The organism is Citrobacter sp. W9, from assembly GCF_026719375.1.
GTDB lineage: Bacteria > Pseudomonadota > Gammaproteobacteria > Enterobacterales > Enterobacteriaceae > Citrobacter > Citrobacter werkmanii.
Genome location: NZ_JAPPTE010000012.1, coordinates 138763 through 158614 on the forward strand (window position 1 = coordinate 138763; position 19852 = coordinate 158614).

At 51.7% G+C, this 19852-nt stretch carries 20 protein-coding genes, 2 tRNA genes and 1 pseudogene; 7 read left to right on the forward strand and 16 right to left on the reverse strand.

The features are described 5' to 3' along the window. Positions 1-111 precede the first annotated feature (111 nt). The 3 genes from OOJ59_RS17485 (at position 112) to ldtC (ending at position 5855) form a co-directional block, all read left to right on the forward strand. Positions 112-1176 carry an acyltransferase family protein gene (locus tag OOJ59_RS17485; protein ID WP_121528890.1) on the forward strand — a complete coding sequence of 355 codons (1065 nt, stop codon included), beginning with the start codon at positions 112-114 and terminating at the stop codon, positions 1174-1176. 118 nt (positions 1177-1294) lie between these two features. Then, on the forward strand, positions 1295-4741 hold the full coding sequence (gene mfd / locus OOJ59_RS17490) for a transcription-repair coupling factor (RefSeq protein WP_085048508.1): 3447 nt from the start codon (positions 1295-1297) through the stop codon (positions 4739-4741). A gap of 148 nt (positions 4742-4889) precedes the next feature. Next, positions 4890-5855 carry a L,D-transpeptidase LdtC gene (gene ldtC / locus OOJ59_RS17495; protein ID WP_121528888.1) on the forward strand — a complete coding sequence of 322 codons (966 nt, stop codon included), beginning with the start codon at positions 4890-4892 and terminating at the stop codon, positions 5853-5855. 86 nt (positions 5856-5941) lie between these two features. Here the strand turns inward: ldtC and bhsA are convergent, their stop codons facing one another. After that, positions 5942-6199 (reverse strand): multiple stress resistance protein BhsA, encoded by a 258-nt coding sequence (gene bhsA / locus OOJ59_RS17500; protein ID WP_029139491.1) that lies wholly within the window; start codon positions 6197-6199, stop codon positions 5942-5944. A 244-nt stretch (positions 6200-6443) separates the two neighbouring features. On the opposite strand from bhsA, the gene comR reads away from it, so the two are divergent. Both comR and OOJ59_RS17510 read left to right on the forward strand, forming a co-directional pair. Further along, entirely contained in the window at positions 6444-7079 is a 636-nt protein-coding gene (gene comR / locus OOJ59_RS17505) for a TetR family copper-responsive transcriptional repressor ComR (protein ID WP_160956189.1), read from the forward strand. 247 nt (positions 7080-7326) lie between these two features. Next, positions 7327-9507, forward strand: a complete 2181-nt coding sequence (locus OOJ59_RS17510; RefSeq protein ID WP_160956188.1) for a TonB-dependent siderophore receptor — start codon at positions 7327-7329, stop codon at positions 9505-9507. Between the two features lie 57 nt (positions 9508-9564). Here OOJ59_RS17510 and OOJ59_RS17515 read toward each other — a convergent pair whose 3' ends face one another. The 9 genes from OOJ59_RS17515 to OOJ59_RS17555 form a co-directional block, all read right to left on the reverse strand. Further along, positions 9565-10104, reverse strand: coding sequence for a glycine zipper 2TM domain-containing protein (locus OOJ59_RS17515; protein ID WP_003030814.1), 540 nt, complete (start codon positions 10102-10104; stop codon positions 9565-9567). 168 nt (positions 10105-10272) lie between these two features. Then, positions 10273-11577, reverse strand: coding sequence for an NADH-quinone dehydrogenase (gene ndh, locus OOJ59_RS17520; protein WP_038639829.1), 1305 nt, complete (start codon positions 11575-11577; stop codon positions 10273-10275). A gap of 235 nt (positions 11578-11812) precedes the next feature. Then, positions 11813-12355: an alpha/beta hydrolase YcfP gene (ycfP, locus tag OOJ59_RS17525; RefSeq protein ID WP_003030817.1), complete on the reverse strand. Its 543-nt coding sequence runs from the start codon at positions 12353-12355 to the stop codon at positions 11813-11815. A 21-nt stretch (positions 12356-12376) separates the two neighbouring features. Beyond that, a complete protein-coding gene (gene nagZ / locus OOJ59_RS17530) occupies positions 12377-13402 on the reverse strand; it encodes a beta-N-acetylhexosaminidase (protein ID WP_160956187.1) in 1026 nt (341 codons plus the stop codon). A gap of 10 nt (positions 13403-13412) precedes the next feature. After that, positions 13413-14237, reverse strand: coding sequence for a thiamine kinase (gene thiK, locus OOJ59_RS17535; RefSeq protein ID WP_069323338.1), 825 nt, complete (start codon positions 14235-14237; stop codon positions 13413-13415). Further along, complete coding sequence (gene lpoB / locus OOJ59_RS17540) at positions 14218-14859, reverse strand: penicillin-binding protein activator LpoB (protein ID WP_038639817.1); 642 nt, start codon at positions 14857-14859, stop codon at positions 14218-14220. The genes thiK and lpoB overlap by 20 nt, the downstream gene beginning before the upstream one ends. Before the next feature lie 13 nt (positions 14860-14872). Continuing rightward, positions 14873-15247, reverse strand: a complete 375-nt coding sequence (locus tag OOJ59_RS17545) for a YcfL family protein (RefSeq protein WP_038639814.1) — start codon at positions 15245-15247, stop codon at positions 14873-14875. 2 nt (positions 15248-15249) lie between these two features. Then, positions 15250-15609 carry a purine nucleoside phosphoramidase gene (hinT, locus tag OOJ59_RS17550; protein ID WP_003030826.1) on the reverse strand — a complete coding sequence of 120 codons (360 nt, stop codon included), beginning with the start codon at positions 15607-15609 and terminating at the stop codon, positions 15250-15252. Between the two features lie 436 nt (positions 15610-16045). After that, positions 16046-16121, reverse strand: a tRNA-Asn gene (locus tag OOJ59_RS17555). 160 nt (positions 16122-16281) lie between these two features. Here OOJ59_RS17555 and OOJ59_RS17560 point away from each other — a divergent pair. Continuing rightward, positions 16282-17769 carry an EmmdR/YeeO family multidrug/toxin efflux MATE transporter gene (locus OOJ59_RS17560; protein WP_121528886.1) on the forward strand — a complete coding sequence of 496 codons (1488 nt, stop codon included), beginning with the start codon at positions 16282-16284 and terminating at the stop codon, positions 17767-17769. Positions 17770-17868: 99 nt separating this feature from the next. Continuing rightward, a tRNA-Asn gene (locus OOJ59_RS17565) sits at positions 17869-17944 on the forward strand. A 54-nt stretch (positions 17945-17998) separates the two neighbouring features. Here the strand turns inward: OOJ59_RS17565 and OOJ59_RS17570 are convergent. The 6 genes and pseudogenes from OOJ59_RS17570 to OOJ59_RS17590 all read right to left on the reverse strand — a co-directional run. After that, positions 17999-18088: a hypothetical protein gene (locus OOJ59_RS17570; protein WP_319022731.1), complete on the reverse strand. Its 90-nt coding sequence runs from the start codon at positions 18086-18088 to the stop codon at positions 17999-18001. Then, complete coding sequence (locus OOJ59_RS17575) at positions 18048-18272, reverse strand: AbrB/MazE/SpoVT family DNA-binding domain-containing protein (protein WP_319022730.1); 225 nt, start codon at positions 18270-18272, stop codon at positions 18048-18050. Before OOJ59_RS17575 ends, OOJ59_RS17570 begins: the two co-directional genes overlap by 41 nt. Before the next feature lie 76 nt (positions 18273-18348). Further along, a pseudogene (locus OOJ59_RS17580) lies at positions 18349-18441 on the reverse strand (helix-turn-helix domain-containing protein); the annotation flags it as partial. A gap of 48 nt (positions 18442-18489) precedes the next feature. Next, a complete protein-coding gene (locus tag OOJ59_RS17585; protein WP_233600338.1) occupies positions 18490-19440 on the reverse strand; it encodes an AbrB family transcriptional regulator in 951 nt (316 codons plus the stop codon). Positions 19441-19611: 171 nt separating this feature from the next. Further along, positions 19612-19800, reverse strand: coding sequence for a hypothetical protein (locus tag OOJ59_RS28105; RefSeq protein ID WP_326929223.1), 189 nt, complete (start codon positions 19798-19800; stop codon positions 19612-19614). Then, positions 19782-19852 (reverse strand): hypothetical protein (locus OOJ59_RS17590; protein WP_002906209.1); only part of this gene is annotated, 71 nt, incomplete at its 5' end. The genes OOJ59_RS28105 and OOJ59_RS17590, both read right to left, overlap by 19 nt.

Consider the following 19852-nt stretch of genomic DNA (forward strand, 5'->3'; position numbering starts at 1 on the left):
TCCCTGATCTTTATCCTAAAAAAAACAAAATGCAGACAGTTACGCATTACAGCGTACAGCGGGTTGCGCAGGATGGCAGGCTATAGCAAACAATATGGGTACGCTGTCTCAATGAATAAAAAAGAATTATGGATTAATCAAATCAAAGGGTTATGCATTTGCCTGGTGGTAATATATCACTCAGTCATTACGTTTTACCCACACCTCACCACCTTTCAGTATCCGCTTTCAGAGATGCTGAGCAAATGCTGGATTTACCTCAATCTGTACCTGGCGCCGTTTCGTATGCCGGTATTTTTCTTTATTTCGGGCTATTTAATCCGCCGCTACATCGATAGCGTTCCCTGGACAACCTGTGTGGATAAACGGATCTGGAGTATTGCCTGGGTGCTGGTGCTATGGGGAGTCGTGCAATGGCTGGCGTTAGTCTCGCTCAATAACTGGTTGGCTCCGCAACGCGATCTGAGTCATGCCGCCAACGCCGCGTATGCCGGTTCAATCGCTGGCTTTACCCACGGGATGCTGACCGCCAGCACCAGCTTGTGGTATCTGTATGCGCTGATTGTCTATTTTGTGCTGTGTAAGATGTTCAACCGCTGGGCATTACCGCTGTTGGTGCTGTTTGTCGTGCTGAGCGTGGCGATCAATTTTTTCCCCACGCCGTGGTGGGGAATGAACAGCGTGATGCGCAATCTGCCCTGGTACAGCCTCGGCGCCTGGTTTGGCGCAACGCTGATGGTATGGATCAAAGAGGTGCCTCTGCGCCGCCATACGCTCATATTTATGGTTAGCGTAGTGGCCGCTGTGGTCGCGTGGCTGGCAAATATTTCGCTACTGCTTTCCCTCCTGTCTATTGTACTAATCATGAAGCTGTTTTATCAGTTCGAGCAGCGCTTTGGTATGCGCGCATCCAGCCCGTTAAGCGTGATTGGATCCAATACTATCGCCATCTATACCACCCACCGTATTTTGGTTGAGCTGTTCAGCTTAACGCTAATCCCCAAAATCAATCATGCCGCCTGGCCTGCGTACGGCGAGTTGCTCCTGCTGCTGGTTTATCCCTTCGCCTGCCTGCTGTTGTGCACTCTGTTTGGCTTGCTGGTGCGTAAGATTTCGCAAAAAACCGTTGCCGACTTGCTCTTTTCTCCACCGTCTTTATCGACGGCCTCGCGCTAATTTCAACGCGCTTTTTGCCCCCATCAGGGGGCGAATCAATTTGCTTATGAGAAACGATCACGGATAATAAAGAACATTGCTTATCAGATGTATATCTAAACGAGATCCTGACAACCGAATGCCTGAACAACATCGTTACACGCTCCCGGCCAGCGCTTCTGACCAGCGCCAGTTAGGCGAACTGACCGGCGCAGCTTGCGCGACGCTGGTCGCTGAAATTGCTGAACGTCATGCGGGTCCTGTCGTACTGATCGCGCCGGACATGCAAAATGCCCTGCGACTGCATGATGAAATTCGTCAGTTTACCGACCAGATGGTAATGAACCTGGCGGACTGGGAAACGCTGCCCTACGATAGCTTTTCCCCTCATCAGGAGATTATCTCCTCGCGGCTTTCCACGCTGTATCAACTCCCCGCGATGCAGCGCGGTGTACTGATTGTGCCGGTGAACACGCTGATGCAGCGCGTCTGTCCGCACAGCTATCTGCATGGTCATGCGTTGGTGATGAAAAAAGGTCAGCGGCTCTCTCGCGACGCCCTGCGCGAACAACTGGACAGCGCGGGCTACCGCCATGTTGATCAGGTGATGGAGCACGGCGAATACGCCACGCGCGGCGCGTTGTTGGATCTGTTCCCCATGGGCAGCGAATTACCGTATCGACTGGATTTCTTTGATGATGAAATCGACAGTCTGCGTCTGTTTGATACCGACACCCAGCGCACACTGGAAGAAGTCGACGCCATTAATTTGCTGCCCGCGCATGAATTCCCGACCGATAAAACGGCGATTGAGCTGTTCCGCAGCCAGTGGCGCGATACCTTTGAAGTTAAACGCGACGCCGAACATATTTACCAGCAGGTCAGCAAAGGCACGTTACCTGCCGGGATCGAATACTGGCAGCCATTGTTTTTCAGCGAGCCGCTGCCCCCCCTGTTCAGCTATTTCCCCGCCAACACGTTATTGGTCAATACCGGCGATATAGAGACCAGTGCGGAGCGCTTCCAGGCTGATACCCTGTCGCGTTTTGAGAACCGGGGTGTTGATCCGATGCGCCCGCTTCTGCCGCCACACTCGCTGTGGCTGCGCGTAGATGAGCTGTTCTCCGAACTTAAACGCTGGCCCCGTGTTCAACTGAAAACTGAGACTCTGGCGAACAAAGCCGCGAATACTAACCTCGGCTTCCAGAAGTTGCCAGATATCGCGGTTCAGGCGCAGCAAAAAGCGCCGTTAGATGCGTTACGTAAATTCCTTGAAGGCTTCACCGGTCCGGTGATTTTCTCCGTTGAAAGCGAAGGTCGCCGCGAAGCGCTTGGCGAACTGCTCGCCCGTATCAAAATCGCGCCGAAGCGCATATTGCGTCTCGACGAAGCCGTCGACAATGGTCGCTATCTGATGATTGGCGCAGCCGAACACGGCTTCATTGATAGCAAACGCAACCTGGCGCTGATTTGCGAAAGCGATCTGCTCGGGGAGCGCGTGGCGCGCCGCCGCCAGGATTCTCGTCGCACCATCAATCCTGATACGTTAATTCGTAACCTCGCCGAACTGCATCCCGGTCAACCGGTGGTGCACCTGGAGCACGGCGTTGGCCGTTATGCCGGGATGACCACGCTGGAAGCGGGCGGTATCACCGGCGAGTACCTGATGCTCACCTACGCCAACGACGCCAAACTGTACGTGCCTGTGTCATCGTTGCACCTGATCAGCCGTTACGCTGGCGGCGCGGAAGAAAATGCGCCGCTACATAAACTGGGTGGCGATGCCTGGTCTCGCGCCCGTCAGAAAGCCGCTGAGAAGGTGCGCGATGTCGCGGCAGAACTATTGGATATCTATGCTCAGCGTGCGGCGAAAGAGGGCTTTGCCTTTAAGCATGATCGTGAGCAGTACCAACTGTTTTGCGACAGTTTCCCGTTTGAAACTACGCCCGATCAGGCGCAGGCGATCAACGCGGTGCTCAGCGATATGTGCCAGCCGCTGGCCATGGACCGCCTGGTGTGTGGCGACGTCGGCTTTGGTAAAACCGAAGTCGCGATGCGCGCCGCCTTCCTCGCCGTAGAGAACCACAAGCAGGTGGCCGTGCTGGTTCCGACTACCCTGCTCGCTCAGCAGCACTTCGACAACTTCCGTGATCGCTTTGCCAACTGGCCGGTACGTATTGAAATGCTGTCCCGTTTCCGTAGCGCCAAAGAGCAAGCGCAGATTCTGGAGCAGGTGGCCGAAGGGAAAATCGATATTCTCATCGGCACCCACAAACTGCTGCAAGCGGACGTGAAGCTAAAAGATCTGGGTCTGTTGATTGTCGATGAAGAGCACCGTTTTGGCGTTCGTCATAAAGAGCGCATCAAAGCAATGCGCGCGGATGTCGATATCCTGACGCTGACGGCAACGCCTATTCCGCGTACGCTCAATATGGCGATGAGCGGCATGCGCGATCTGTCGATCATCGCCACGCCTCCTGCCCGTCGTCTGGCGGTGAAAACCTTTGTGCGTGAATATGACAATCTGGTGGTTCGCGAGGCTATCCTGCGTGAAGTTCTGCGCGGGGGGCAAGTTTATTATCTGTTTAACGACGTCGAAAATATCCAGAAAACCGCTGACAGATTAGCGGAACTGGTGCCGGAAGCGCGTATTGGTATCGGCCATGGTCAAATGCGCGAGCGCGAACTGGAACGCGTGATGAACGATTTCCACCATCAGCGCTTTAACGTTCTGGTATGTACCACTATTATCGAAACCGGGATCGACATCCCGACCGCCAACACCATTATCATCGAACGCGCCGATCACTTTGGTTTGGCGCAATTACACCAGTTGCGCGGCCGTGTGGGACGTTCACACCATCAGGCGTACGCCTGGCTGCTGACGCCGCATCCAAAAGCGATGACCACCGACGCGCAAAAGCGCCTGGAAGCCATCGCCTCGCTGGAAGATTTGGGCGCTGGCTTTGCGCTGGCGACCCACGACCTTGAAATTCGCGGCGCCGGGGAACTGCTGGGTGAAGATCAGAGTGGTTCCATGGAAAGCATCGGCTTCTCGCTGTATATGGAGCTGCTGGAAAATGCTGTCGATGCGCTCAAAGAGGGACGCGAACCGTCGCTGGAAGATCTCACCAGCCAGCAAACCGAAGTTGAACTGCGCATGCCGTCACTGCTGCCGGATGACTATATTCCCGATGTCAACACGCGACTGTCGTTCTACAAACGTATTGCCAGTGCGAAAGGCGAAAACGAGTTGGAAGAAATTAAGGTCGAGCTGATAGACCGTTTTGGTCTGCTGCCCGACCCGGCCCGTACGTTGCTGGATATTGCCCGGTTACGCCAACAGGCGCAGAAACTGGGCATCAGAAAGCTTGAAGGCAATGAAAAAGGCGGCACGATTGAGTTTGCAGAGAAAAACCACGTTAACCCGGTGTGGCTGATTGGTTTACTGCAAAAACAGCCGCAGCACTTCCGTCTGGACGGTCCAACCCGGCTGAAATTTATGCAGGATCTGAGCGAGCGTAAAACGCGAATCGACTGGGTACGCCAGTTTATGCGCCAACTTGAAGAAAACGCCGTAGCATAGTGAGCATGCCGGGAGCGCACATAACGCTCCCGGCCTGTGAATTTACAAACTCTTTGCACTTCCCTGCACTTCCCGACACAGCAAACGGCCATAATTCTTGTTTACTTTTACATAATAAAAACCACGTAAAAACAATGGATTTATGGTGATGTTAAACAATAAACGACTCTCTCGCTGGTTAGCGTTTTTTACGCTTGCAGCGACCTTCGCGTTAGCATTTCCGGCTCAGGCAAACACCTGGCCGCTGCCGCCGCCAGGAAGCCGTCTGGTGGGACAGAATACCGTTCACGTTGTCGAAGACAATGGCGGTTCTCTCGAAGCTATTGCGAAAAAATACAACGTCGGCTTTTTAGCGCTGCTGCAGGCCAACCCCGGCGTTGATCCTTTCGTGCCTCGTCCTGGCAGCGTTTTGACTATCCCATTGCAAACCCTGTTACCGGATGCACCGCGCGAAGGTATTGTCATCAACCTCGCCGAACTGCGTCTTTATTATTACCAGCCGGGGACAAATTCGGTGACCGTATATCCTATTGGCATTGGCCAGTTAGGTGGTGATACGCTGACGCCCACCATGGTAACCACCATTTCCGATAAACGCGCTAATCCCACCTGGACGCCTACGGCAAATATCCGCGCGCGCTATAAAGCAAACGGCATCGATCTTCCTGCCGTTGTCCCTGCCGGGCCAGATAACCCGATGGGCCATCACGCAATTCGCTTAGCCGCATACGGCGGTGTTTATCTGCTGCACGGGACCAATGCTGACTTTGGTATCGGTATGCGCGTCAGTTCCGGCTGTATTCGTCTGCGCGACGGTGATATTGAAACCCTGTTCCGTCAAGTGAAGCCAGGAACCAAAGTCAATATCATTAACACGCCGATCAAAGCCTCAGTCGAACCTAACGGCATGCGACTGGTGGAAGTGCACCAGCCGCTGTCAGAAAAGATCAATGATGACCCGCAACTGCTGCCGATCGTGTTGAACGCCGCAATGCAAACCTTTAAGAATGCGGCGCAAACGGACCCTGCCGTCATGGAACATGCGATGGAGATTCGCTCAGGCATGCCGGTCGATGTCACCCGCCATCACGACGTGGCTCAACAACCAATGTAAACATTACCCATAAAAAAACCCCCGCTGGATTTTATTCCGCGGGGGTTTTTTATTTAACTCGCAGTGGCATTGCGATGGGTTAAATCTTATTTGTAGATAACGGCAGTCCCGTGAAGGGTGTTAGGACCGGTAACGGAAGTAATACGGAAAGACTTCGCGCCCATCTCATCCGCTTTTTGCGCCAGTTGATCTTCCAGAGAACCTAAGTTCGTCCCCGCATTTGCAGAGATTGTACCAACTTTCTGTTGACCTGCAGGCGTGGCCTGAACTTCAACAGCGGCGAAGCTGGCAAATGACAGTGAGCTAAGAACAGCAGCAACAAACAGAGTTTTTACGTTTTTCATAATAGTGACCTTTTGCAGATGAATGGGTGTCGTAATGATTAACTTAACGATCGATAGGTAAATCATAGATGTGATCCATGTCACACGTCAACATTTTTTTATAATGATCGTTATATAAAAGATAAAGACCTTATTTTTCATGCTAATAGCTATAAATTATTTTTATCGCTAATCCGCTGGAGTGTGGGGGGGGAATATTTTTATAATGATTATTCAATAAACCCAACAAAGGTACATCGGCGCCATGACAACTGAAACGACAGGTTGTGCAAAAAAAAGCCGTGGCCGACCAAAAGTGTTCGACAGGGAAGCCGCGCTTGATAAGGCCATGACACTCTTCTGGCAGCACGGATATGAAGCGACATCGCTCGCCGATCTCGTGGAAGCAACGGGTGCGAAAGCGCCCACGCTATATGCGGAGTTTACCAACAAGGAAGGGTTGTTTCGTGCCGTGCTGGACCGTTATATAACTCGCTTCGCGGCGAAACACGAAGCTCAGCTGTTTTGCGAAGAAAAAAGCCTTCAGTCAGCACTGGAAGACTATTTCACCGCCATAGCGACCTGCTTTACCAGTAAAGATACTCCGGCAGGATGTTTTATGATTAATACGTCCGCGACGCTGGCGGCCTCTTCCCGCGAGATCGCCCACACGGTGAAATCACGCCATGCGATGCAGGAACAGACGCTTACCCAGTTCCTTCGTCAGCGCCAGCAGCGTGACGAAATTCCGGCCCACTGCAACGTGCAAAAGCTGGCCGAATATCTGAACTGCATTTTACAGGGTATGTCGATTAGCGCCCGTGAAGGCGCGTCATTTGAGAAACTGATGCAGATCGCACACACCACCCTGCGACTGTGGCCCGAACTCATCAAAGCTTAACCCTCTCCTCTCTCTTCCATGAACAGATGACACCGCCGGGGGCTAAAAGCCCTCGGTTTTTTGTACCAATAACCCTTCATTCCTTATTGTTTTCATCGCATTAGCAGATCTTTTTTAAAAAATGTATTGATAACGACAATTATTATCAGCAATATTCGCATTTGTTTTAACACCTGTTTCCCAATGTAACTATCGGTTTCTCTACCGCAATAACAAAAACAGACCGACTTTTTTAAAAGGAATACAAATGCATAAGCGTCTCTGGGTGCTCAATCCGCTCTTATTATCCTTAACCCTACCGGCTATCGCAGCGGAGGAAGAGAATCTCATCGTCAGCGCTAACCGCAGCCAACGCACCGTGGCAGAAATGGCGCAAACGACCTGGGTTATTGAAGGAAGCGAAATTGAACAGCAAGTTCAGGGTGGTAAAGAGTTCAAGGATGTTCTTGCTCAGTTAATCCCCGGAATTGATGTCAGCAGTCAGGGACGAACCAATTACGGCATGAACATGCGCGGTCGCGCCATCGTAGTATTGATAGACGGTGTCCGTCTGAATTCCTCCCGTACCGACAGCCGTCAACTTGACTCCATTGACCCGTTTAACATTGCTCATATTGAAGTCATCTCAGGCGCAACATCCTTGTATGGCGGAGGAAGTACCGGCGGTTTGATCAACATCGTCACCAAAAAAGGTCAGCCTGAGCGTGAAGTCGAACTCGAACTGGGCAGTAAAAGCGGGTTTAATAACAGTAACGATCATGACGAACGCGTCGCCGCCGCGGTGAGTGGAGGAACCGATCGTGTATCCGGTCGTATGTCCGTCGCGTATCAACGGTTTGGCGGTTGGTATGACGGCAACCACGATGCTCTGCTGCTGGATAACACCCAAACCGGCCTGCAGCATTCCGATCGTCTGGACGTGATGGGCACCGGGACGATTGAGCTGGATGATAACCGTCAATTACAACTGGTTACCCAGTACTACAAGAGTCAGGGGGATGAAGATTACGGGCTGGATCTCGGCGAGAACATGTCCGCCGTGACCGGAAACGGTAAAGCTTATACCAGCAGCGGACTGAACTCCGATCGTATTCCCGGCACCGAGCGCCATCTGATCAGTCTGCAGTATTCCGATGCAGATTTCTTTGGTCAGAACCTGGTCAGTCAAATCTATTACCGCGACGAATCGCTAAAATTCTACCCCTTCCCTACGCTGAGCAAAGGCAAGGTCACCAGTTTCTCCGCCTCACAGCAGGATACCGACCAGTTCGGTGCCAAAATCACTCTCAACAGCCAGGTGATGGATGACTGGGAACTGACGTGGGGTATCGATGCGGATCATGAAACCTTCGATTCCAATCAGAAATTCTTCGATCTGGCTTACTCTCTGCCCTCCGGTGGCATGGACAACCGTACCGCTTATACTACCGGGCGTTATCCTGGTTACAGCATCACCAACTTCGCGCCTTTCCTGCAAAACAGCTATGACATAAACGATATCTTCACTCTCAGTGGCGGCGTACGCTATCAATGGACCGAAAACAGGGTTGATGATTTCGTTGGCTATGCCCAACAGCAGGGAATCGCGACGGGCCTTGCAAACTCCGCCGATACCATTCCGGGCGGCAAAACCGATTACGATAACTTCCTGTTTAACGCCGGGATCCTCGCCCACCTGACTGAGCGCCAGCAAACCTGGTTTAACTTCTCTCAAGGCGTTGAGCTTCCGGACCCGGGGAAATATTACGGTAACGGCACCTATTCTCTGGTTGGCGATCACTATCAACTTCTGCGCAGCGTCAACGTGGCGGATTCTCGCCTGGAAGGGATTAAAGTTAACTCGTACGAGCTGGGATGGCGTTACACGGGCGATAACCTGCGCACGCAACTGGCTGCTTATTACTCCACTTCGGATAAATCGATCGTTATCAACCGCAGTGATATGACCATAAACGTACAGCCCGACGATCGTCGGATTTATGGTCTGGAAGGTGCGGTAGATTATTTCATCGCCGATACTGACTGGAGTCTGGGCGGCAACTTCAACGTCATTAAATCCGAAGTGAAACAAAACGGTAAATGGCAGAAATGGGATGTCACTCTGGCTTCACCATCTAAAGCAACCGCATGGGTCGGCTGGGCGCCTGAACCGTGGTCGCTGCGTGTACAGAGCCAGCAGACATTTGATCTGAGTGACGCCAGCGGCAATAAGCTGGACGGCTATAACACCATGGACTTTATCGGCAGCTACCAGCTCCCGTTAGGTAAGCTGACCTTCAGCGTGGAAAACCTGCTGAATGAAGAGTACACCACGCTATGGGGACAACGTGCGCCACTGCTGTACAGCCCAACTTATGGCAGCCCGTCACTGTATGAATACAAGGGCCGGGGTCGTACCTTTGGTCTGAACTACGCCTTAACCTTCTGATAAAAAAAGCCCCCCAGCCTGAGCGAATGGGGGGCTAATGTTCAGGCTAATGCTATTTTACGCTTTGTTATTCAGTACCAACTGTCCGTTGTTATCCAACGGAATTTGCGCGCCGGGGTCCTTATCCATACGAATTTTCCCCTGCTGATCGCCAATTTTGTACGTCACGTCGTAGCCCAGCATTTTTTCTGATTTGTCATACACCGTTTTACAGCGCTGCTGCGTAGTGGTGTACGTATCATTTTCTTGCATCGAACCCTGGATCTGGTTACCGGCATAGCCGCCGCCTAACGCCCCCGCCACGGTGGCAATATCTTTACCGCGTCCGCCACCAAACTGATGGCCGATAACACCGCCGGCAACGGCACCCAGCACAGAACCCGCGATACGGTTTTCATCTTGCACCGGCTTGCGGTGCGTGACCGTCACGTTCCGACACTCCTGACGTGGCGTTTTTACCGATTCTTTAATCGGTGTTGCAGAGACAACTTGTGCATACTGTGGGCCACGCTCGAAAACGTTAAGACTGGCCACCGCTGCAACACCCAGCGCAGCAGCTACGCCAATCCCTATACCCGCCAACATTGATTTATTCACGGGACTTCCTCCTTTTTTGCTATTAGCAACAACTTTGCAACAGAAGGTAAGGAATGCCAATCAGATTACGGATGAAAATAGCGGAAGGCAGGGATAAAGCGAGATGATTCAGAGAACTCTGAAGGAAGGCGTCGGATGCGTGAAATTGTCCGACGCCTGAGGTCAATATTAATGCAGTTTCAGACGCGGACGAATCACCCGGTTAATACTGCCGACCAGCATCATCAGGCCGGTTTTGAAGTAACCATGCAGCGCAATCTGATGCATACGATACAGTGAGATGTAGACAAAGCGCGCAATACGGCCTTCTACCATCATTGAACCGCGCGTGAGGTTGCCCATCAGGCTACCGACGGTAGAGAAGTTAGAAAGCGAGACCAGAGAACCGTGATCTTTGTACTGATACGCTTTCAACGGCTTGCCGTTCATCTGCGCCAGGATATTGTTCATCGCGCAGGTCGCCATCTGGTGCGCAGCCTGAGCGCGCGGCGGCACAAATCCACCTTCCGGACGCGCGCAGGAAGCGCAGTCGCCAATCGCATACACGTCAGGATCGCGTGTGCTTTGCAGCGTCGGCTCAACCACCAGTTGGTTAATCCGGTTCGTTTCCAGACCGCCAATATCCTTCATAAAGTCTGGCGCTTTGATCCCTGCGGCCCACACCATCAGGTCAGCCTCAATGTATTCGCCATCTTTGGTATGCAACCCGCCTTCGTCAGCGCTGGTAACCATCGTCTGCGTCAGTACGCGTACGCCCAGTTTGGTTAATTCATTGTGCGCGGCGCTGGAAATCCGCGGCGGCAATGCCGGCAGGATACGCTCACCGGCTTCAACCAACGTAACGTTCAGCGCGTCATTGGTCAGTCCTTTGTAGCCATAACTGTGCAGCTGTTTAACCGCATTGTGCAGTTCCGCGGAGAGTTCAACCCCCGTCGCGCCGCCGCCGACAATGGCAATATTCACTTTACCGTTAACGCCCAGATTCGCGGAATACTTGAGGAACAGATTCAGCATCTCCTGGTGGAAACGACGCGCCTGATGCGGGTTATCAAGGAAAATACAGTTCTCTTTGACGCCCGGCGTGTTGAAATCGTTGGACGTACTGCCCAGCGCCATCACCAGCGTGTCATACGGCACTTTACGCTCAGGAACCAGCAGATCGCCCTTCTCATCGCGCAGCTCAGCGATAGTAATGGTCTTCGCTTCGCGATCGATATCAACCACCGAGCCCAACTGGAACTGGAAGCCATGGTTACGGGCATGCGCCAGATAGCTCAGCGCATCCACACCTTCATCCAGAGAACCGGTCGCCACTTCATGCAGTAACGGTTTCCATAAATGGCTGTGGTTTCTGTCCACCAGCGTAATTTTGGCCTTTTTCTTACGCCCCAGCTTTTTACCCAGCTGCGTCGCCATTTCCAGTCCGCCAGCACCGCCGCCGACAATCACGATCCTTTTCAATGGTGTAGTCAACGTGACCCCCTCAAATTTATTAACCAATTGTTAATTAAAAGTTATTGGCATAGCCTTTAATTAACAACAAGTTACGATAATGAAAATGTCCTTCGAGAGTGAGAATAACACGAACGGTGCATTGGTCATACCAAAATTGATGTGCATCAAGTTTTGATGCTGAAAAGATAGACAACCCGAAGGTTAAGGACAAAAAAACCAGCCCGAAAGCTGGTTTTTTAGACGCTCATCAGGCTTAACCTAACGTCTTGAACGCCTTAATGCGCTGCAAATGCGGGGAGATATTTTTAAACTTATGCGTCTGCTCTTCGTCCCAGACGATCTCATAAAAGTGATGCAGCTCTTCTGACGAGCGCTGACTGTTCAGTGCTTCATCATGGCGAGAGAGGATCACCAGGCAACGATCGCGGTTCTTTTCACGAAAATTGGTCACGCATTTTGTCGCAATGTCAGCATACTCTTCAGGTCTGTCGATTTTCCCTTCCATATTCTCATATGGGAACAGGTTAGGATTAAATACCACCTGACGAATATCACATAGAAAACCAATACGTTCTGCCCAATATCCCCCCAGCCCGACGCCACAAATCAGCGGACGGTCGTCCACATTAAGCTGCAACATTTTGTCCACTTCTTTCAGCAGATGCTGCATATCATGTTTAGGATGCCGTGTACTGTAGCTAATCAGCCTGACATCCGGGTCGATAAATTGCAGCTGCAACACCTTCTCGTGGTTGCCCGGACTATTAGAGTCAAAACCGTGTAAATAGATAATCATCGCATCCTCGCCAAACGTGCGTTAATGACCTGCTTTCTCTTCCTGCCAGCGCTCATGAAGCTGGTTGAGCTGGGCGCTTACCGTCTTCCAGCGTGTCGAGTCCATCAGTTCCTGACGTGAAAATGAACCTTTATGATACAAACGTGTAACACGTTCTGCATTGATCGGCGACAGATTATCTAACACACTGACCGCTCCCTTACGATTATTGCAGACCAGGATCATATCGCAACCAGCATCCAGCGATGCCTGCCCACGCTCGGCGTAGCTTCCCATAATCGCCGCACCCTCCATCGACAGATCGTCAGAGAAAATAACGCCGTCGAAGCCAAGCTCCTGACGCAGTACCGTCTTCAACCAGTGAGGCGAACCACTCGCCGGACGCGGATCAACATCACTGTATATAACGTGCGCAGGCATAATGGCATCGAGTTTGTTTTCCGTAATTAACGTCCGGAACACGGACATATCCTTCGCACGAATCTCAGTTTCTGAACGTGGATCGGTTGGCGTTTCTTTGTGCGAATCCGCCGTCACAGCTCCATGCCCGGGGAAGTGTTTACCGGTGGTCTTCATGCCAGCGGCATGCATACCGTCAATGAAACGGGTCGCCATCGCCAACGCTTTCAGCGGATCGGCATGGTAAGAGCGCTCGCCGATCGCTGCACAGATATGTCCCACGTCCAGAACCGGTGCAAAACTAATATCAATATCCATGGCGATCATTTCGCTGGCCATCAGCCAGCCGGCGTCCTGAGCCAGTTTGCCGCCCTCTTCCAGACCGTGTAGCGCGGCAAAGGATTGCGCCGCAGGCAGGCGGGTAAAACCTTCGCGAAAACGCTGCACGCGTCCGCCTTCCTGATCAACCGCCACGACCAAATGATTACGTGACGCGCTACGGATCTGGCGCACTAACTCACGCAACTGTTCCGGGTCATGATAATTTCGGGTAAAGAGAATCAACCCACCTACCAGCGGATGCGCCAGAATCTCTCGCTCTTCAGCGTCCAGCTCATACCCTTCGACATCCAACATTACTGGGCCCACACTGCTCTCCTCATCCTTTCATTGTTAGCTGCCGCCAGGTTTCATCGGCCAGCCTGATAAATTGTTGATCGCCGGTTTGTCGCCAGCGATACTCAAACCACCCCGCTTTTAGCATGATTACCCAGGGTCGCCATCGCCTGACCTGTCGCCACAAAACGGTTGGCTCAATGCGTGCTCGTCGGCCATAGGCGCTGACCAGCTGTTGGTGCTGGAGTTCATCACTGACCCACACCGCCGCCAGCTCGAGGGCGATATCGCCGTCTCCGGCATATTCCCAGTCAATCAGCCGCAACCCTGACGCCCCGCGCACGATGTTGTCACCGTGGACATCCATATGCAGCGGCCCCAGCCGCAAAGGTCGGGGCTCGCCGCTTTTTCTTAGCCGCTTCAGCGCTCGTAACCAATGTGGTGTACGACGCGCCGGATCACCGCACTGCCAGTACTGTTCGAGTAACGGCAGCAGACTGATTCGCCAGCCCAGTCGGGGTTGCTGATGCAGATAATACAATAAGTCAGCAAGTTCGTCGGCGTCCGGTAATCTGGATTCTACCTTACCCTGAAAAAAGTCGACTGCCATCCAGCCACGCGTATAAAAACGAGGTCGGGGCGCAAGATTTTCCGGTAGGTGTTTTAAGGCATGATATTGGCGCAGAAAATGCGATTCCGGCGCGTCGGGGTCGTGATGGCAGCGCAGCACTAAACGGTGGGTCTGATATTCGATAATGCAGCTCCCGCCGCTCAGGCCGTGGTGGCTGGCTACGACGGGATGATACTGCGGAAAGTAGCGCGACAGCACTTCATCGCGCGTCAGTCTGTTATTGTTGCTGAACGGCACCTTTACCTGACCAGATTATCTCGCCAGTTTGTACCAGCATTAATTGCATTTGCAGTGCCGGCGAATTGACGTTGCCAGATGCGCTGGAGTAGAGCACATACTGCGCACCAACGTTACGGGCAATACCAATCGCTTTGCTGCGCGTTCCAAGGCTATCGTTCGGCGACAGACCTAACTGCTGCTTGGCGACAGCCAGTTGTTGGGCGGAAACCAGGGTAAATTTGCCGTTATTCGCCAGCGCGTTACGTAAGGTTTCAGTCGCTTCGCCAGCGTTCAACGAGCCGTTGGTACGATTATTCACGCTATCAACCAGCAGAACACCACCCGCTTTGACACCATCGGCCTGCAGCATTTTACCTACCATCGGCTGCATTGCGCTGTTCCAGTCGTAGTGACGTTGGCGCGGTGTTGGCTGCGCCGTTTGATCCTCGTGTTCGATCGGACCCGGCTGCTGCGGTATACTTGGCACCGTTGGTACTACTGGTACTGGCTGTTGCGGCTGCGCGGGCTGTTCCGGTACCGGCTTCACTTCCTCTACCGGCGCGGGTTCACGTTGAGCCACACACCCAGAAAGAAACATCGCCAGCGCGGCAAGCAATGCGTAGCGATTCATTTTGATCATCAAGATTCACCCCTTACAAATATAGATAAAGTCTAACCTTGTGCGCCCCCAGATAATTGGCGCTGCCGTACAGTGTGACCGACGAATGAGCCGGGATAGTCACGCTGCGTGGCGCTTCCAGAGGGTGCATCTCCAACCCTCTGGCGTCATACCAGTAAAACCGATAATGCACGGTGACGGATTCTTGTCTTTCGTTATAGAGTCGCGAGGATGCTGAGGCCTGAATATCAGATGTTGTTAACACGGGCTGTTCTGCGGTTATGCCCGCCGCCAGAATCGTTGATTCCATCACCAGAGACTGTTCATCACTGACCGGAATTTCGGGGTGTGAGCGACAGCCTGCCAGCAACAGCAAGCCCAGTGAAAGTGCGATGCATCCTCTGGTCATGCTTAAAGACCTTTATGTGCGAGCATTGGACCAAGCGCACGTCCACCCAACAGGTGCATATGAATGTGATACACCTCCTGGCCGCCGTGACGATTGGTATTCATGATTAAACGGTATCCATCCGCAGCAATACCTTCCTGCTCCGCGATTTTCGCCGCAACAGTAATCATTCGGCCCAGCGCCTGCTCATGTTCTGCCGTCACATCGTTGACGGTGGGGATCAGGATATTAGGGATGATCAGAATATGCGTAGGTGCCTGAGGGGAAATATCACGAAACGCTGTGACCAGTTCATCCTGGTACACGATATCCGATGGAATTTCACGACGGATAATTTTGCTGAATATAGTTTCTTCTGCCACGACGTTTTCCTTTTTCATTAACAGCCCAAGCGTTATGCCATGCTACGCCGGGTAACACTGCGAGTATAGAGTATGAGCGAGTTACTCACGCTCTTTCAACTTTAACCCTCGATTTTTTAAGCAAAAACCCTGGTCAGCGCCGCTCTTATAACCATTTCCCTATGCTATCGCTTAAGCATAGTACTGAAACGATGCTTCATTTGTGCCGTATCATCTGTATGCGTATGGAATGTTAGTGGTTATAGAGAATCTCAATGATTCTCCCATAGAGAGGGATTACGTGGAGCAATCAACTGGCGTGCTAATCGCCGGTACTCAGTGTAGAAAAACAACACTGTATAACTCAACTCAAAAAGCAGCTCGCCAGGTCACTGCGCCTGGCAGCCAAACAAAAGCAAAAAAGCCCGCTTAGTTTCCTAAGCAGGCTTTTTAAATTTGGCTCCTCTGACTGGACTCGAACCAGTGACATACGGATTAACAGTCCGCCGTTCTACCGACTGAACTACAGAGGAATCGTTGTGGAGGCTAATCTTAGCGGCGAAATTTTTTTTGTCAAACCCCATTTTCCTGAATAACGCTCAATTGATGCTTCTCTCGACAGTTTGTTGCATTTGCAGACATTTTAAATGGAAAAAACTTTGCAGCTTTTTGGATTCTCCCTCATCATTTGAAATGAGGTTTCAACTTTCTTCTTTAAGGTCCACTTTGAACGTCTCCGCTGCCTTACGTCAGGTCGCTTCCCGCACGCCCTGGTATGCCAAACGCAAGAGTTATAAAGTTCTCTTTTGGCGCGAAATCACTCCGCTTGCGGTCCCTATTTTTCTGGAAAACACCTGTGTGCTGTTAATGGGTGTCCTGAGTACCTTCCTGGTGAGCTGGTTGGGAAAAGAAGCGATGGCAGGTGTCGGTCTCGCCGACAGTTTCAATATGGTTATCATGGCATTTTTCGCCGCCATCGATCTGGGTACCACGGTGGTAGTCGCCTTTAGCCTGGGAAAACGAGATCGGCGCAGGGCCAGAGCTGCTGCCAGACAATCGCTGGTGATCATGACGATTTTTGCAACCGTGCTGGCTGCAGTCATTCACTATTTTGGTCAACAGATTATTGACGTTGTCGCAGGTGAAGCAACGCCCGACGTTAAGGCTTTGGCACTTACCTATCTGGAGCTAACTGTGCTCAGCTACCCGGCGGCAGCTATTGCGTTAATCGGTAGTGGTGCCCTACGTGGTGCGGGCAATACCAAAATACCGCTGTTGATTAATGGCGGCATGAATATTCTGAATATCGTCATCAGCAGTATCCTGATCTACGGGATTTTTTCCTGGCAAGGACTGGGATTCGTGGGGGCCGGACTCGGACTAACCATTTCACGCTACATAGGTGCGATCGCTATTATTTGGGTACTGATGATTGGTTTTAATCCGGCGTTACGTATCACTTTCAAAAGTTATTTTAAGCCACTCAACCTCGCCATTATCTGGGAGGTGATGGGGATCGGTATTCCAGCCAGCATCGAGTCAGTGCTGTTTAATGGCGGTAAACTGTTAACGCAGATGTTTGTCTCAGGGATGGGCACCAGCGTAATTGCCGGAAACTTCATTGCATTTTCTATCGCCGCGCTCATCAACCTACCGGGAAATGCTTTAGGCTCTGCGTCGACAATCATCACCGGCAGGCGTTTGGGAAACGGCCAGATTGCCCAAGCCGAAATTCAGTTACGGCATGTATTCTGGCTGTCGACCATTGGTTTAACTGCCATTGCCTGGCTAACCGCCCCTTTTGCTGGCGTAATGGCCTCGTTTTATACCCAGGATCAGGACGTAAAAGAGGTCATAGTCATTCTGATTTGGCTCAATGCGGCATTTATGCCGATATGGGCAGCCTCCTGGGTATTACCTGCTGGGTTTAAGGGCGCACGCGATGCCCGTTTCGCAATGTGGGTATCTATGCTGGGCATGTGGGGCTGTCGCGTTGTGGTAGGTTACACCCTGGGGATCGTTTTAGGATGGGGCGTAGTCGGCGTCTGGTTAGGGATGTTCTTCGACTGGGCCGTACGCGCCGCATTATTTTACTGGCGTATGGTGACCGGCCGCTGGTTATGGAAATACCCGCGTCCCGAACAGGAAAAGTGCATAAAACAACCTGTTGCGCCTGAATAATCGGCGAAATGGGGAATATTTCGGCAAACGATTGAATTTATCGATTCAGGCTTTGACATCGCTGAGTGGTGTCGCTAATATGCGCCTCGTTCACACGATTCCTCTGTAGTTCAGTCGGTAGAACGGCGGACTGTTAATCCGTATGTCACTGGTTCGAGTCCAGTCAGAGGAGCCAAATTTAGAAAAGCCTGCTTTCGAGCAGGCTTTTTGCTTTTTTGCGTCTCTGGTGTTAACACAGAATCGCATCCAGCCTGGCAAGCACCTCATTGACAACGGCGTCAGGTAGGCGTTCCAGACGCTTGCCGTTCCGGGCCGCCATATCTATAGTTCTGGGCTGGTCGCAGCGAATAACGGGGCTGTTTCTGGGGTTCAATAATCAGGCAGCCATCATCAATGGTCATGCCCACTTCGCTGTCCGTCGACAGCCCCAGCGTTTTCAGCACGGCGGGAGGGACCGCCAGCATGATGGATCCTCCCACCTTTTTCAGACGAGTGGTATACATAGAGCACCTCCGGATATTATATTTTAATAAAACCTCTGCGGAGCAGCTTCCATATCCAAGCTGCGCCGGAAGGACATCAGCGATAACGCGAAGGCCAGATTTTTTCAGACGCAACATCTAACGCTTCAGCAATCAATCCTTCACCTTTAGGCCAGCGGCGGATAAGCGCAATAATAACCGCAACGCCACAACAATGCCTTGCTCTTCAAGGAAGACATTAATCCACTTTCATCTGTCTTTTGCGAAAGAAAACCAATGCTGGAACGGTATGAATGAGAAGCATACGAAGAATATGATTCGCCATAACAAAGCTCGCATCCGCTTTTAACGCCAGCGCGGCAAATGACATCGACTCTACGCTACCGGGAACCCAGGAGAGCATCAACACCGGGAAGGGATAATCCAGCAAGCGCGCCGAGATAAATGCCATGATTATCGTCACCCCCAGTCCAATCAGAACAAGCTGTACCGAAGACCAAAGATGACGACTAAATTCAGCCATCGAATAAGTCGTAAAATGATGCCCCAGCAAGATCCCCATCAACACCATGCTAATCTGATTAAAGAGATCGGGAAAAATTAGTGGTTGTGAAGATAAAGGGTGCAATGCCGCCGCGCAAACCAGCGAGGTTATCATAAAGGGTGCCGGGAAATGTAAGCGCTCCAGAAACTTCCCCGCAATATATCCTGCTAATACCATTCCGGTCAGCCAGAGCAGATTGTGCCCGGAGAAAAAAACGGCTGGAGTCGCAGCCAGAATATCTGCAGATGCCCCACGCGTGATATACCCGGCCAGAAACGTCAGGGTGATGAGACGCAGAGAATGCGAGATCACAATCTTTTGTGGCGGCGTCTTAATATGGGAGGCTAACGCCAGTACCGCCGCCATCGCTCCTGGCACCGCGCCTAAAAGCGCCTCTTCTTTACTCCAGCCTAACCGCCGCACACACCAGAAGTAACTCAAGGTAAATTGTAAAGATAAGCAGAGTAATAACAAAGCAAACAAAAGGCTTATCTGCCGATGCTCGCCATATGAAAAATCTCTGAACATAATCCCTATCGAGATTCCGAGAGAAAGCTGGATAACCGTGATACTCCCCGGCATTGAGGATACGGAGAACCCAATACGTTTGAGCATAAGCACGGTAAAAAGGGCACCAAACATCATGCCCAGCGGAACGTTACAGAAAGTGAATCCCTGCCCGACGAGAAAACAGAGGATAATACCTGCCAATACTCTCATCCAGTACCTCTCCAGGCCGGTTGTTCAGATAACAATAGTTTTCGCCGGCACCGTCATGAATATATTCAGTGCACCGTATCTTTAACCCAATGCGTATTATCGATCACCCATTGCGTTAGGGAAGGTGCGAATAAGCAGGTCATTTCTTCCCAAGCTGACTCGCTGATTAAAATTTCGCGGATCTGGGCCGATTTTTTTCCCGCAAACACATCGAATCAGCCTATTTAGGCTATTTTTTCCACCATTTCTGGCGTTATTTCCGGTTTTTACTGAGATCTCTCCCACTGACGTATCATTTGGTCCACCCGAAACAGGTTGGCCAGGGTGAATAACATCG